The following is a 15,125-nucleotide window of genomic DNA, read 5'->3' as shown; positions in this document are numbered from 1 at the left end:
GCTAAAGTCTTTAAAACATAAAAAATGGTCGGAATTTTCTTCCGACCATGACTACGGCAAAACCGGACTTTAGATTATAATATTGCTTCTCTAACGCGCGTGAGTTTCCCTAAGAGATCATCCAGCAAATCCAGCTTCAGCATATTGGCACCATCGGATTTGGCACACGAAGGATCTGGGTGCGTTTCTATAAAAATACCATCTGCACCTACAGCAATCCCTGCTTTGGCAATGGTCTCGATAAGCTCTGGGCGGCCACCTGTAACCCCAGAATTTTGGTTGGGTTGCTGCAAAGAATGCGTAACATCCAAGATAACCGGCGCATACTGCTGCATCGTAGGTATCCCACGGAAATCCACCACCAAATCTGTATAACCGAAAGAATTTCCCCGCTCTATAATCGCAGCTTTTTCGTTCCCGGAATCTTTCACTTTCTGAACCGCAAATTTCATTGCTTCGGGCGAAAGGAATTGTCCTTTTTTAAGCGTCACTGCTTTCCCGGTTTCTGCAGCGGCAATCAAAAGATCGGTTTGCCTTACCAGAAACGCCGGAATCTGCAATACATCCACATATTCCGCTGCCAAAGCCGCATGCTCGTTTTCGTGGATATCTGTTGTGGTGGGGATATTGAAAGTCTCCCCTACTTTTTTAAGGATTTTAAGTGCTTTTTCATCGCCAATCCCGGTGAAAGAATCCACACGGCTGCGGTTGGCTTTTTTGAAACTTCCTTTAAAAATATAAGGAATATTGTACTTGTCCGAAAGTTTTACAATATGCTCCGCAATTTGCAACGCCATTGTTTCGTCTTCTATAGCGCAAGGCCCGGCAATAAGGAAAAAATTTTTTGAATCTTTGTGATGGATATTATCCAGATATTGTATCATTTTATAAGTTTTAGATTACAAATTTCAGACTTTGGATACTCTAAAATTTGTATACAAATATAGGTAATTAATAGGTGAAATTTTCCTTGTTCATTATGATAACATTTAGAATATAATCTTCACCTGTAGAAGTGAAAATAATATGTTATACTGACACAAACTTCTTAATGATTTTCTCCAGCGTGTTGATGTTGCGGCTGGTAAATTGGTTTTTCAATGATTTTTTGCCCAGCATTTTACCAAATTCGGATTTAAGGGTTTCCCCTTTTGGGAGTTGCCAATAAAAAACATGATTTACAATTTTACCTTTCTCATTTTCCGATTTGTTTGATTTCTCAAATGCTTCCAAAAGTGTTTCTTCTATTTTTTCGTTACTGATAAAAGCGTAATTGTGAAAATTCTCTCTCGCGGGAAAAGGATTATTCTTGACAATACTGTTGATCTCCTCTTCATTCCTGATAAATAAAAAAGCCTCGTAATGGAAATGTTCCGACATGGCTTTTTCCAAAATACCTTTCAATTCCTCCACATCCTTATCTGACTTAAAAAGAATATTCCCGCTGGCTAAAACCGAAGAAACCTTTAGCATACCAGCTTCTGAAAAAACTGTACTGACTTCAGCCATTTTCATATTGGTTCCGTTGACGTTAACACCACGGAGAAAAGCGCAGAAATTTTCCATCATCTCAAAAATAAGAAATTAAATATGGTTTGAATAACTCAAAATAAAAAACCCTTCCAGAGTTAAAATCCTGAAAGGGTTGATAAAATTTTGTAAAAATTACTGGGTGACCTTCATCAGTTTTTTCGTGATCTGATCCATCTTTTCGGCTTCATAAGTGGTATCGTAATCTTTCATCACATCGAAAAGGTAGGTGTAGAACGAGGTAATTTTTTGCACATCATCCGCTTTTTTGAAAGCCTTTTCCTTGCCCATTTCCTGCAGGTCTTTTATAAACGTATCGAATCTTTTATCGATAACGTTAAGAGAATTGACAAGATACTGATAGCCCTTCTCTTTCTGACCAATCTTGTTATAAGCATCCGATACAGCACCAACTACGAGAGAATATTCCATAGGTTTGGTTTTCATCTGTCTGGCTGCGTAAGCCTGGAATTTAGGTGAAAGTTTGGTATAATAATCATACTCTTGGAAAATCCCCTTTTTAAGTTCGTCTGCCAATTTGAGCCCTTTCTGCTCCTGTCCAGCTACAATATAAGCATAAACAATTGAGCTAAGCGACCTAGGATCGTTATACTTCACAACCGGAATCTCTCTGCTTGCCAAGTCTAGCACTTCTATCGCCTTGTTTTTCTCGCCTTTCAAAGCCAAAGCTTCTGCTGCCCGGCTGGATGAGGATCTATAACTTACAATATTTTGGGTGCAAGTCTCATCAAAATGAACTTTTAGATTTTTAAAATTGCCCCATCTGTAATTTTTCACAATGTTATAAAGCTCATCGCCGTTCACCATTCCCAGTTCTCCGTCCGGTGATTCTTCGGTTTTAATTGGTACCAATCTGTAACTGAATCCATCAAATTTTAGATAATTGGAAAGGAAGAACAAATTACTCGGATCATAAATCCCGCCACTTGAGAAATTGATCGGACGTTTCCAATCAAAATTGGCCAGGATATCCATCATCATCATATTATTCTTAAACATGCTAGATCCTTTGTAATCTATAACAATTTGCTTTTCTGCTTTTTGAGCTTCTGCCGGTGTTATGATACCTGATTTAACTGCATTATTTACATTTACTGGAAGAATAAATTTGGATACCGGCAAAAAGTTAAACTTCTCGTACCGTTCTTCTCCAAAAATCATTTTTACGATCTCATCTTTTTCCGGAGATTTCATTTTTAGGAAATTAACAGCATCTTTCAGCGTCATAGAATCCTGAGTCAGATATTTTCTAAACTGTGCAAGTTCTGTATCTGGCGCACCCTGGTCTTTGAGATTGGCAAAAATATTAGACCAGTCAGTTTTAGACATCATATAAACCTGGTCATTAGAACCCTCCCGATAATCCTCGTGCGATAACGTAGATGGAACAGGCATAGAATTATAGGTTCTTCTCTTGACCTGATCGATATTCCAAGGCGTGGATAATAACGTAAAATTGACCACTTTTACATCCGGGCGAAACTCCTCTGTCTCTTGAATGGCCCAAACGGGATATGTGTCGTTATCACCATATACAAACATAATATCGTTCTTAGGAAGCGATTTGAGGCTGGAATAGGCATAATCGTAAGCCGTGTAACGCCCGCTACGGTCGTGTACATTATAGTTTTGGAAGCCCATCATAAAAGGAATCCCTAACAATATGATCCCGATTATAATTTGCGTCGTTTTACTCTTGACTTTTTTCTGCAACAGCCAGTAAATTGCGGCAACGCCCAAGCCTATCCAAATAGCAAAGGCATAGAAAGATCCCACCATCGCATAATCTCTTTCTCTGGGTTCAAAAGGTTTTACACCGGTATAAAAAACGATACCAACACTGGTTAATATAAATAATGATAATATCGCATAGAACCTTCCAAAGTCTCTGTTAAGTTGGAAGAAAAAGCCAATTAAACCTAGGATGAGTGGCAACATAAAAAATTTGACCGTGCTCTCATTCTTAAATTTTGCCGGCATTGCACTTTGGTCGCCCCAAAGATTGTTATCTATAAAAGGAATGCCTGTGATGAAATTACCATTGGTATTTTCCATATGTCCCTCTACATCATTTTGGCGACCTGCATAATTCCAAAGGAGATATCTTGCGAAATAAAAATAGTTCTGGAAGGTGATAAAATAATCGAGGTTTTGGGCTAATGTTGGTTTTTGAACATTGATAATGCCATACTGTTTAGCCTTCAGATAATCATCCATTTTAATGGTGCCATTCTCATATTTCCGACGAAGTTCATCAAAAAACTGTTTTGCTTCTGGGCTTTCTGAGACCTGTTCGTTCCCATAATTAAAAGTAAAATCAGGCGCACCATACATAGAGATATAATTGGGCATCACCGACTTATCTTCGCTAAACATCCTTGGGAAGAAACCAACCTGATCTTTGCTAAAAACATAATTAAATTTCTCTCCCACTACGCGGTATTTGCCGGTTTGCGGATCACGTTCATAGGTATCACCTGTTTTTTCGGTTTTATAACTTCCGTCTTCATTTTTTTCAATGCCATTAGGATCAAGATAAGCGGTATAGTTTTGGCCGTAGAATGTTGGCCAATCGCCATATTGCTCACGATTATAATAATCCAGCATACCAATGGCATTGTCAGGATCATTCAGATTCATTGGCGGATTAGCATTGGCTCTAATAGGAATTACTAGCCAGCAAGAAAACCCGATAATCATGTAAACAATAGACAGAGCCACAGTCTGATAAAGAGAACGGCCTGTTTTTTTTGTATAATTAATCAATAAATAGCAAACCAATGTTAAAATGACAAATGCGAAAACCGTCCCGGAATGGAATGGCAGACCCAAACCATTAACAAAGAAAATCTCGGATTTGCCAAACAACGTCATGATAAAAGGGAAAATACCTTTGAAAACAAGTCCCAGAATAATTAATGTAATCACATTGGCCCAAATGAAGGACTTCCAAGTAAACTTATAATTTCTGGTGTAGTAAATAAGGCATACTGCCGGCAGCGCCAACATACACATCATATGCACACCTACCGATAAACCGATGACAAAAAATAGCAGAATAATCCACCTCTCGTTATCTTTTTCAAGATATTCATTTTCCCATTTGGTAATCAGCCATACAATTAGCGCGATAAACATGCTTGCCATTGCGTAAACTTCTCCTTCCACCGCAGAAAACCAAAAGGTATCAGAAAATGTAAAGCACAAGGCACCTACCGCGCCTGCAAAAAAGGTGGCCAGCTCTTCTCTCACTGTTATATTTTCAAATTCTTTATTGAGAAGACGCCTTACCAAATGTGTAATAGTCCAAAAGAGGAATAAAATGGTTAATGCACTAAACAATGCAGACATCGCATTAATCACCAGCGAGTAATGTTGCCCGTTGCCAAATGCGAAAAAAGCGACCACAGCACCTACCAGCTGAAAAAGAGCAGCACCTGGGGCATGCGTTACCTCCAGCTTAACCGCAGAAGAGATATATTCGCCGCAATCCCAAAAACTAAAATTAGGCTCGATTGTTGATAAGTAGGTGAAAAATGCAATTGCAAAAACGATCCAACCCAGGATCGTGTTCCACTGTTTAAATGTCCAGTTCTTCATACAAAAAATGAAATATCGGCGAAATTAATGTTTTTGAATCAGTTTTTGGGGTTTTTAACAAAAATTAAATAATTGGCAGTGTTATCCAAAAAAGACCAAAATAAGCCTGATTAACAACTAAATATTTTGATTTAGATCACCTTCTATACAGAAAAGTAAGAAGATTGCAATATTTTTTTTATTTTTGCAGACAGTTTTTGAGAGAAAAAATGATATAAAATGACGAATGTATACGATAATATTCTTGGTTTAATTGGAAACACACCGTTAATTAGATTAAATCAGGTTACAAAGGACGTTCCTGCGGCAGTATACGCTAAGTTGGAGTCCTATAATCCAGGGCATTCTACGAAAGATAGAATTGCGCTACATATTATAGAAAATGCAGAAAAGCAAGGACTGATAAAGCCCGGATCTGTAATTGTAGAAACTACCTCCGGTAATACCGGTTTTTCTATAGCCATGGTATGTATAGTAAAAGGCTATAAATGCATATTGGCGGTAAGTGATAAAACCAAACCCGAAAAGATTGCCTATCTAAAGGCATTGGGCGCAACCGTATATGTTTGTCCGGCATCTGTACCTGCAGACGATCCTAAGTCTTACTACGAGGTAGCTAAGAGAATCGCGAAGGAAACTCCCAACTCTGTTTACATCAATCAATATTTTAACCAATTGAACATTGATGCACATTACCAGACAACAGGACCGGAAATTTGGAATCAGACAGAAGGTAAAATTACACACATCTTTGCATGTACAGGAACTGGAGGAACTTTATCTGGTACAGCTAAATACCTAAAAGAACAAAATCCTGACATCAAAGTGATAGGTGTAGATGCAGATGGTTCTATTCTCAAAACCTACCATGATACCGGAAAAATCAATAAATCAGAAATTCATCCTTATCAGATTGAAGGATTAGGAAAAAATCTTATCCCCGGCGCTTTGCTTTTTGATGAGATTGATGAATATGTGAGAGTTAATGATGAAATGTCTGCTTACAGGACTCGCGAGATCGCTTTAAAAGAGGCTATTATGGGAGGTTACACAACTGGGGCAGTAACTCAAGCGCTGATTCAGTATGCTAATTCGCATGAATTTAAGAAGGATGATCTTGTTGTTCTTATTTTTCCAGACCACGGCTCCCGATACATTACAAAAGTGTACAGTGATAAATGGATGGAAGAACAGGGGTTTATCAATAACTGCTTCCACAATTATGATGAAGTTTTCAAAACGGAGATTATCAAATAACTCTGTAACACAATATGTATAAGCCTTTTGTAAATACAAAAGGTTTTTTTTAATAAAATCAAAAAAATATTAGTTAGTAAAATGGACATTTTTGACAGAATAAAACACAATCCCGGCCCACTGGGACAATTTGCAGACTATGGTGAGGGTTATTATATTTTTCCTAGGTTAGAAGGACCTATTGGCCCAAGAATGAAGTTCCAGGGTAAAGAGGTCATCTTCTGGAGTGCCAATGATTACCTTGGCCTTTGTAACCATCCCGAAGTTAAAAAAGCAGATGCAGACGCTGCGGCGGAGTTCGGAATGTTTTATCCAATGGGTGCCAGAGCAATGTCTGGTGAAACAGAACAACATCTGCAATTGGAAAAGGAATTGGCAGATTTTGTGAAGAAAGATGCAGCCTATCTACTAAACTTTGGGTATCAGGGGATGGTTTCCACTATTGATGCCTTGGTATCAAGAAATGACGTGATTGTCTACGATGTAGATTCTCATGCATGTATTGTGGACGGTGTTAGGCTACATGCGGGCAAACGTTTCACCTACCGACATAATGATATAGAAAGTCTTAAAAAAAATCTAATTCGTGCACAAAAAGTGACCGAGGAAACAGGCGGTGGAATCCTTGTGATTACCGAAGGAGTTTTTGGAATGAGAGGACAACAAGGGAAACTTAAAGAAATCTGTGCGCTTAAAAGTGAATTTAACTTTAGACTTTTGGTGGACGATGCCCATGGTTTTGGAACATTGGGTAAAACAGGAGCAGGTGCTGGCGAAGAGCAGGGCTGCCAAGATCAGATTGATGTCTATTTCTCCACTTTTGCAAAATCCATGGCAGGCTTTGGAGCTTTCCTTGCCGGTGACAAAGACATTATCCGCTACCTAAAATTCAACCTTAGGTCTCAGATCTTTGCTAAATCCCTTACAATGCCAATGGTAATAGGAGGTTTAAAAAGATTAGAACTCTTGAGGACTAGACCTGAGATCAAAGCAAAACTTTGGGAAAATGTTGACAAATTACAAAATGGACTTAGAAAAATTGGCTATAACTTAGGAGATACCAACACGTGTGTAACACCTGTTTTTATCCAGGGAACACCTGTCGAAGCAACGTTGCTTGTTAAGGAACTTCGTGAAGATTATGGCATTTTCACCTCTGTGGTGGTTTACCCTGTAATTCCGAAAGGCATGATTCTTCTAAGATTAATCCCAACCGCTTCGCATACTGATGCCGAAATCGATGAGACGCTAGCTGCCTTTGCATCCATCTTTAATAAATTGCAAAGTGGATATTATAAAGAGGCTGAAGCTAGATTGTTGAAAGAACAAAATTTGGAGTTCAAACCAATCTAATCTTAAATAAAATTAGAAACATAAAAAAAGTTCAAACTGTATTGTTTGAACTTTTTTTATGTAATAATATTAAGAAAACTTCATATTTTGAATTCTAACTGCGTTCAGAATAGCAAGCATGGCTACGCCGACATCTGCAAAAACGGCTTCCCACATGTTTGCCAATCCGCCAGCGCCTAAAATCAATACAATAATTTTTACACCAAAGGCTAAAGCAATATTTTGGTAAACTATTTTCTTGGTGGCTTTACCTATGTTAATGGCAGTTACAATTTTGGATGGCTGGTCTGTCTGAATAATCACATCAGCCGTCTCTATTGCTGCATCGGATCCCAGCCCTCCCATAGCTATCCCCACATCACTCAAAGCCAACACAGGAGCATCATTAATACCATCTCCTACAAATGCGACTGTTTCTTTTGGACGTTTCATGATGTTTTCAAGCTTTTCAACCTTGTCTTCTGGTAGAAGTGCACCGTAAGCTAAATCAATACCCAGGGTCTCACCTACAGACTTTGTAAGGCTCACTTTATCACCACTTAGCATGACCGTTTTTATATGCTCGGATTTTAGCTTTTTAATGGCTTGTGGCGCATCATCTTTTATTTCATCGGCAATGATGACATAACCACTATAAACGTTGTCTATCGCAAGAACAACGCTGGTCTCGTTAATGCTTTCAAGTTCTTGAGGATAGATAATATTGTAGCTTTTTAACAGCTGTACATTACCTACCAAAATATTTTTCTGATTGATGACAGCTTTAAGGCCTTTTCCAGAAATTTCTTCAACATTTTCGGGTACAATGGTCGTAGGATGATATTGGGCAATCGCTTTGGCAATAGGATGGGTAGACTGGCTTTCGACAGAGGATAAAATGGTCAAAAACTCATCTTCTGCGATGTTTTCTGGGACAACTTTTTGTATTTTGAAAACAGCCTTTGTCAATGTACCTGTTTTGTCCATTACCACTGTTGTTACTTTGGCAATGATATCTAAATAGTTAGAACCTTTAAACAGAATTCCGTTTCTGGAAGCCGCTCCAATCCCACCAAAATATCCTAATGGAATCGAAATGACCAATGCACACGGGCAGGAAATCACCAAAAATACAAGTCCTCTGTATAACCAATTGCGAAATACATAATCGTGAACAAAAAATGCGGGTAACACTGTTACCATTACAGCCAGCAGGAAAACGACAGGTGTGTAGACCTTAGCAAAACGCCTGATGAATAATTCTGTTTTTGCTTTTCTGGAACTGGCTTCCTGCACCATTTCTAAGATCCTTACCACCGAACTGTTTTTAAAAAGTCGCGTAGCTTCAATCTCAATAACCTGATCCAAATTCAGCATGCCGGAAAGCACTTCTTCAGATTTTTTTATAGAAGAAGGTTTGCTCTCACCGGTTAAAGCAGATGTATTGAGACTTGCTTTCTCGGATAGCAGGATTCCATCTAAAGGAATCTTCTCGCCTACTTTTACCTGAATCTTTTCACCAATGGTAACATCAGTTGGTGCTATTGTCTGCCAGTTGCCATTTCGAAAAACAGTAGCCTCCTTGGGCCGTACATCCAGCAATGCCTTGATGTTATTCCGGGCTTTGTTGACTGCGGCATCCTGAAACATCTCGCCAATCGTGTAGAATAGCATCACAGCTACTGCTTCGGGAAATTCTCCAATGGCAAATGCACCAATGGTTGCAATAGCCATAAGGGAAAATTCATTAAAAAAATCAAATTTGCGAGCCAGACCAAAAGCCTCGCGCAGAACAGAGTAAGCAACCAATATATATGATGACAAATACCAGATAAATCTCACCCAAAAGTTAGTCACAAACCAATCTGCTTTTATCCAAAAATCAAGAATAAGACCTGTAAAAAAAAGTATTAGACTTATTTTTAGAGCAATATTCGAGTTGGAATGCTCGTGGTTATGATCAGCATGATCCTGATGTTGAGGTTGTTCTTGCTCCTCATTCCCGCAACATCCGCTACTGCAATTCGCCATAAATAATATATAATAAGATTCTTAATTAAAAAATAACCTAGAATTAATTTTGAAAATAATACTAGAAGTACAAATTTACATTTAAATATTGCAACACTCAAGAATGTTGATATAAATTTAACAAAATATATAATTAATAAATATTTGAAAACCAATAACTTAACAGGTTAAAATTGTTTTAGTTCAAAATTCCTGCTAAAAGTCTTAAAAATTGAAAAAAAATTTTCTTTTATCATTGCTATGTAAACTACTATGAATAAAGTAACAATGAGACATTGATCGAGAAAAAATTGATTATTTTTTTTAACATTTACCACAAAAAAACGGAATAACCACATTAATCAAAAGAAATTAAAACACTGAATAACAATACCTTAAACACAAACCAATCAATAAATGTTAATGAGATTTAACAGAAAATTAGAGAAATTATTTTCATTTCTTCGGTTTACAGTTAAAAAATACTAATTTTTTGATTGTCTGTATCTTAACCGATAGTTTTGCGTCAAATTTAATATTTATGAAACATTTTAAGTCATTAAAATTGGCTATCATAAGTTTAGTTTTGATATTAATTTCTGCTAATATAAAGGCTCAAAAAACTTATATATCGCAAAATAAACAATTTGCAGACCGTCTCTCAAAAGAATATGGAATCCCAAGCTCAGTCATTCTTGCTGTAGCTGTTGTTGAGTCCGGGGGCGGAACCAGCAAAAACAGCAAAACATTGAACAATCATTTTGGGATTGTAGGAAAAAATCCGGTTAGCAGTTCAAAATACAAATTTTTCTCAACAGTTCAGGAAAGCTACAGAGCTTTTTGCGAACTTCTTTCTTCCAAAAAATATTACTCTAGGCTAAAAGGCAGCGATGATCATTCTGAATGGATTAGTGCCATTGCCAAAGCCGGTTACTCGACACAACCATCCGAGTGGAAAAGAAGAATCAATCTTATCATTAATAAATTTAATCTCTAGATAGTTTTTGTATTATATTTGTCGTTTAATTGACGCAAACTATATATAAACATTGGAGAATAAGAATAAAAGAGTCCTTTTTCTGACTCTTTTTTGTTTCCTCACATACCTTTTTACATCCATCATATTTCAGGTTCTTAACTTAAGTTGGGAACCTTTTGACCGTGTCAATCTTATATCAGATATATTTCCAATAAAAAAAGTGGACAGTATTGCATTAGAGAAAAAAAAACTTACAGTAGAGGTAAGCCCACAACAGGATTTTGACCTTTATAAAAAAGGTAATCTAATCACTAATTTTCGCAAAAACGATTCTGCAGTTCTCCCAAACTTTCTGGAAAAATTACAAAAGCTTAAACAGGGCGAAAAATTAAAAATAAGAATTGCTTATTTTGGAGATAGTATGATTGAAAGCGATTTGCTAACCGGTACGCTTAGAAAATTACTTCAACAAGAATACGGCGGATCGGGGGTTGGCTATCTTCCTATTTTTTCCAGTGTTGCCGAATTCAGGCAAACCGCCACCTCTCATTCATCTGGATGGAAAGATATCAGCTTTAAATCTCAAGGAGCGAAGAATCTTTATTTCTCGGGTCACAAATTTTGGGGGAATGGCTATGGAGCATATACAGATAATACAATTACAGATTCTACCGCTATTATAGAAAAATCAATTATTTTTGGTGATATTGGCAGTGATAACATGATTGCCAATGGGAAAAAAGTTCATCTGAGTAGTTCGGATAGTGTCAATAGGAAAGTTTTGGCTAAAGACAAATCTAACTCTCTTAAGATAGCATCAAATACTGATGGAACATTTTATGGGATCAGCTTTGAAAGCGAAAGCGGCATTTTTGTGGACAACTTCTCTTTCCGTGGTATTACAGGTGTAGAGCTGAAAAAACTGGAAGAAGATTTTATAAAATCTATTCAAAACGCCAATCATTATGATCTTATCGTATTTCAGTATGGTGTAAATCTGCTTTTCAAACCTGATGATACCAACTATAGCTATTATGTAAAGATGATGAATCCTGTACTGAAGAAATTTAAAAACAGTCTTCCTGACGCCGAGTTTCTGATTGTCAGCACTGCAGACCGTGCATTCCGCTATGATGGAGAATACAAAACAGCCATCGGGCTACCCAATCTTTTGGAAATACAGGCCAAACTGGCTTTTAATAATGGTTTTGCTTTTTATAATCAATTTGAAACTATGGGTGGGACCGGTTCTATTGTAAAATGGGCTACAGAAAATCCTCCGTTGGCTAACAAAGATTATGTACATCCCAATGCAAAAGGTGCAGATGTATTGGGCAAAAAGCTTTTTGAAGCAATCCAAAAAGAATATCAAAAGTACAGGATTTACTCTAGAAAGAATCGTTAAATATGTTGCAACAGTTTTTAGAAGGTTTTGATTGGCAGATTTTCTTTCAGCAATTTTTGTATGATAGCAAAAACCCGTTGTTGTTTAATAATGGTTTTTTTGTTTATTTTTTCTTCTTTTTTATTGTTTTATTTTACTTACTAAGAAATAAACCAACAGCAAGACGCTATATGTTTTGTTTGTTTTCTCTGTATTTTTTCTATAAAGCCAGCGGCTCATTTGTATTGCTGGTAATTGCCGCGGCGGTTATAGATTTTATCATTTCCAATGCTATATATAATACCAATAAAAGACTAAAGAAGAAAATATTGCTGATATTCAGCATTGTATTTAACCTTGGGATTTTGATCTTTTTCAAATACACCAATTTTTTTATTTCCGTTTCCAATGATCTGTTGGCTACACATTTTAACCCGCTGAATATTCTTTTGCCAATAGGGATTTCTTTCTTTACTTTTGAAAACCTCAGCTACACGATTGATATTTATCGGGGTGATTTTGCGCCGGCCAAAAAATTTTCGGAATACCTTCTCTTCCTGTCATTTTTCCCAAAACTGGTGATGGGGCCTATTGTTCGTGCGCACGATTTTGTGCCGCAAATCAATCAACCATATGTTATTTCGGACAAAGATTTTGCTAAAGGTTTTTATCTGATTATTTCGGGATTAATTAAGAAATTAATAATTTCAGATTATATTACCCTGAATCTGATCAATTATATATTTGACAATCCATCTTTACATGTAGGCTTAGAAAATTTGATTGCTGTTTATGGCTACGCAATGGTGATCTATTGTGATTTCAGCGGTTACAGTGATGTCACTATTGGCATTGCGCTTTGGTTGGGTTTTAAAATTCCTACCAATTTTCTCTCGCCATACCAGAGCAACAACATTACATTATTCTGGCGCAGATGGCACATTTCCCTATCTTCTTGGCTAAGAGATTATCTCTATATACCTTTGGGAGGAAACAGAAAGGCGACTGTTGCCTCTTACATTTTTGTTATTTTGTTTTTAACCGGCGTATTTTTTTCATCCTCCAGATTATTTCATATTTCTTATCTGTGGTCAGGCATCATTACAGCTGTGATATTGCTTATTTTTATTTTACCTTCTGTAATTACCAAGAATCCAAAGGGTATTGCCGCTAATTTTAATCTTTTGACAACAATGCTTTTGGGAGGTTTCTGGCACGGCGCCAGCTGGAATTTCATTATTTGGGGGGCGATGCATGGCATCGCGTTAGGCATTCATAAGATATGGATGTTAATGACAGGAAAAGCTTTTTCAGCTTTTAATAATTCGAAGTTATACAATGTGGTGATGGTCATTATTACATTTCATTTTGTGTGTTTTGCCTGGATCTTTTTCAAAGCTCAAGATTTCGAATCTGCGATGGCGATGATCCACCAGATTATATATAATTTTGATCCTTCTGCATGGTATTCGTTCTACGATAATTACAAAGTAGTTGTTTGGATGATCAGCATTGCGCTGTGTATCCATTTTATTCCGGATAACCTGGCAGACAAAGTGATTGCAAAAACCGGTAACGTTTCCCTGATTTATTACATTGTTGTTTTTTTTGGATTTTTGGTTCTATATGGATATTTCAAATCCTCTGAACAGGTAATGCCTATCTATCTACAATTTTAGAGTTTTCAAAAGCTTTCCAGATTAGTTCACTTTGTTCTATATAACCACTTTTCTGAAAATGAACACCATCACCACTGGCTGTCTTGTTGTTAAGTGATTTTTGAAAGTAGCCCTTTCCTCCGGTGGCTTGATATTGATCCAGAAAAGCAGCATTGTTTGTATCTGCAGCTTCTTTTATCCAAGAAACAATTAGTTTGGTTTTATCCGGCTTCAGATTATTATCGGTGGGAGAAATCAGTAATATAGGAAGGTAAGGATTAGAGGTACGGAAACTGCTGATGAGGGTTTTAATATTGGCCTGAAAATCCACTTTACTTATTGCGCTTAATGCCTCATTCGTCCCCAAGGAGACAATTAACAAATCAGGGTTTGTATTTCTCAATTCTTCTATCTGTATTGGATACTTAATATAATCAGAATAGGTTGCACCATTTACACCCACACTATTAAGCACTACCCCTTGCTTTGTGCGACTGTTTAAAAACTGAAAACCATAAATGATATTTTCAGGGGCAGCATTAGTACGAAAAATAAAATTCTGAACCAGGTTAGGATATTTAACAACGGTCTCATCGCCAGTATAATGTCCCTCAACAATCAAATGAAGAGATTTCTCAAATTCAGAATTATACACCGGCGTTACCTGTTCGGCTCTAATGTTTTGTCCAGGTTTAGGTTTTTTCACAGAGTCTCCGTTAAGCTGGAGAAGCCTTGTTGTTGTTGTATTAAATTTTGCAGCCAATTCTGGGTAGGTTTCCCCTTCTTCAACGGTATAATTAATAATTTCCTTCCTTTTGATTACAAATTTCGAAAGACCGATTGCTGACTGATAAATACTAAAAGGCTGTCCATCCATTTTTTGACTTCCAAAGATCTTAACCTCATCAAAAATGTCATTTGAATCATTAAAATGAATTTCTAAAAAGGAATCTTTACTATTTCCCATTACAAAACCCAAAGCTCCCATTTCTGGGTAAACATCTTGGTCATAAACTGAACGAAAAGTTACCCAAGACTGGTTTGAAATTGATGAATAGTCCTTCTCGCCATTAGAATTGGCAATGGAATAAGGAAACAGCAAACCTCGACCTGCATTTCCGTATCTAGCCTGGAATTTGCTTCTTAAAATATCTGTAATCCAACCCGACTGAATATGAGAATCTCCAATAAATAATATCTGACTTACCTTCTGATTCTCCTTAAGCTTTTCAGTAAATTTCTTAAGTCTCTCGGCATTTTCAACTTGTTGTGAAAAACCCCAAAAACTTACTGCCAAAGTTATCAATGATATTGGTTTTCTAAACTTAATTTGCATTCCGATAAAATGATTTAG

At 36.9% G+C, this 15,125-nt stretch carries 10 protein-coding genes; 5 read left to right on the top strand and 5 right to left on the bottom strand.

What is annotated here, in order from left to right:
• Nucleotides 1–74: 74 nt before the first annotated feature.
• The 3 genes from kdsA to AC00Y6_RS13370 form a co-directional block, all read right to left on the bottom strand.
• The gene (gene kdsA, locus AC00Y6_RS13380) at nt 75–884 is read right to left on the bottom strand and encodes a 3-deoxy-8-phosphooctulonate synthase (RefSeq protein ID WP_474491111.1); all 810 of its coding nucleotides are present in this window, start codon (nt 882–884) and stop codon (nt 75–77) included.
• A gap of 145 nt (nt 885–1,029) precedes the next feature.
• Nucleotides 1,030–1,569 carry a DUF1697 domain-containing protein gene (locus AC00Y6_RS13375; RefSeq protein WP_474491110.1) on the bottom strand — a complete coding sequence of 180 codons (540 nt, stop codon included), beginning with the start codon at nt 1,567–1,569 and terminating at the stop codon, nt 1,030–1,032.
• 96 nt (nt 1,570–1,665) lie between these two features.
• Complete coding sequence (locus AC00Y6_RS13370) at nt 1,666–5,151, bottom strand: DUF2723 domain-containing protein (RefSeq protein WP_474491109.1); 3,486 nt, start codon at nt 5,149–5,151, stop codon at nt 1,666–1,668.
• A gap of 219 nt (nt 5,152–5,370) precedes the next feature.
• Here AC00Y6_RS13370 and AC00Y6_RS13365 point away from each other — a divergent pair, with 219 nt between their 5' ends.
• Entirely contained in the window at nt 5,371–6,408 is a 1,038-nt protein-coding gene (locus tag AC00Y6_RS13365) for a PLP-dependent cysteine synthase family protein (RefSeq protein WP_474491108.1), read from the top strand.
• Between the two features lie 81 nt (nt 6,409–6,489).
• Nucleotides 6,490–7,761 carry an aminotransferase class I/II-fold pyridoxal phosphate-dependent enzyme gene (locus AC00Y6_RS13360; RefSeq protein WP_474491107.1) on the top strand — a complete coding sequence of 424 codons (1,272 nt, stop codon included), beginning with the start codon at nt 6,490–6,492 and terminating at the stop codon, nt 7,759–7,761.
• 69 nt (nt 7,762–7,830) lie between these two features.
• Here the strand turns inward: AC00Y6_RS13360 and AC00Y6_RS13355 are convergent, their stop codons facing one another.
• A complete protein-coding gene (locus AC00Y6_RS13355; protein ID WP_474491106.1) occupies nt 7,831–9,771 on the bottom strand; it encodes a heavy metal translocating P-type ATPase in 1,941 nt (646 codons plus the stop codon).
• Between the two features lie 520 nt (nt 9,772–10,291).
• Between AC00Y6_RS13355 and AC00Y6_RS13350 the strand changes: the two genes are divergently transcribed.
• From AC00Y6_RS13350 to AC00Y6_RS13340, 3 genes are read left to right on the top strand one after another with little or no spacing between them, the layout of a single operon-like run.
• Nucleotides 10,292–10,747, top strand: a complete 456-nt coding sequence (locus AC00Y6_RS13350; RefSeq protein WP_474491105.1) for a glucosaminidase domain-containing protein — start codon at nt 10,292–10,294, stop codon at nt 10,745–10,747.
• A 52-nt stretch (nt 10,748–10,799) separates the two neighbouring features.
• Complete coding sequence (locus tag AC00Y6_RS13345) at nt 10,800–12,134, top strand: SGNH/GDSL hydrolase family protein (protein WP_474491104.1); 1,335 nt, start codon at nt 10,800–10,802, stop codon at nt 12,132–12,134.
• Between the two features lie 2 nt (nt 12,135–12,136).
• Entirely contained in the window at nt 12,137–13,792 is a 1,656-nt protein-coding gene (locus AC00Y6_RS13340) for an MBOAT family O-acyltransferase (protein ID WP_474491103.1), read from the top strand.
• On the opposite strand, the gene AC00Y6_RS13335 is transcribed toward AC00Y6_RS13340, so the two are convergent.
• The gene (locus AC00Y6_RS13335) at nt 13,773–15,107 is read right to left on the bottom strand and encodes a GDSL-type esterase/lipase family protein (protein ID WP_474491102.1); all 1,335 of its coding nucleotides are present in this window, start codon (nt 15,105–15,107) and stop codon (nt 13,773–13,775) included. The genes AC00Y6_RS13340 and AC00Y6_RS13335 overlap by 20 nt on opposite strands.
• Nucleotides 15,108–15,125 lie beyond the last annotated feature (18 nt).

The organism is Epilithonimonas sp. (assembly GCF_056329745.1).
Note: the sequence above shows the minus strand (reverse complement) of the source record. Positions and strands in the feature narration are given on the sequence as shown.

What these genes read in the sequence shown, in the direction of transcription:
- AC00Y6_RS13360 (WP_474491107.1), top strand. Translation starts at nt 6,490, where the DNA reads ATGGACATTTTTGACAGAATAAAACACAATCCCGGCCCACTGGGACAA.
- kdsA (WP_474491111.1), bottom strand. Translation starts at nt 884, where the DNA reads ATGATACAATATCTGGATAATATCCATCACAAAGATTCAAAAAATTTT.
- AC00Y6_RS13335 (WP_474491102.1), bottom strand. Translation starts at nt 15,107, where the DNA reads ATGCAAATTAAGTTTAGAAAACCAATATCATTGATAACTTTGGCAGTA.
- AC00Y6_RS13340 (WP_474491103.1), top strand. Translation starts at nt 12,137, where the DNA reads ATGTTGCAACAGTTTTTAGAAGGTTTTGATTGGCAGATTTTCTTTCAG.
- AC00Y6_RS13365 (WP_474491108.1), top strand. Translation starts at nt 5,371, where the DNA reads ATGACGAATGTATACGATAATATTCTTGGTTTAATTGGAAACACACCG.
- AC00Y6_RS13350 (WP_474491105.1), top strand. Translation starts at nt 10,292, where the DNA reads ATGAAACATTTTAAGTCATTAAAATTGGCTATCATAAGTTTAGTTTTG.
- AC00Y6_RS13370 (WP_474491109.1), bottom strand. Translation starts at nt 5,151, where the DNA reads ATGAAGAACTGGACATTTAAACAGTGGAACACGATCCTGGGTTGGATC.
- AC00Y6_RS13375 (WP_474491110.1), bottom strand. Translation starts at nt 1,569, where the DNA reads ATGATGGAAAATTTCTGCGCTTTTCTCCGTGGTGTTAACGTCAACGGA.
- AC00Y6_RS13355 (WP_474491106.1), bottom strand. Translation starts at nt 9,771, where the DNA reads ATGGCGAATTGCAGTAGCGGATGTTGCGGGAATGAGGAGCAAGAACAA.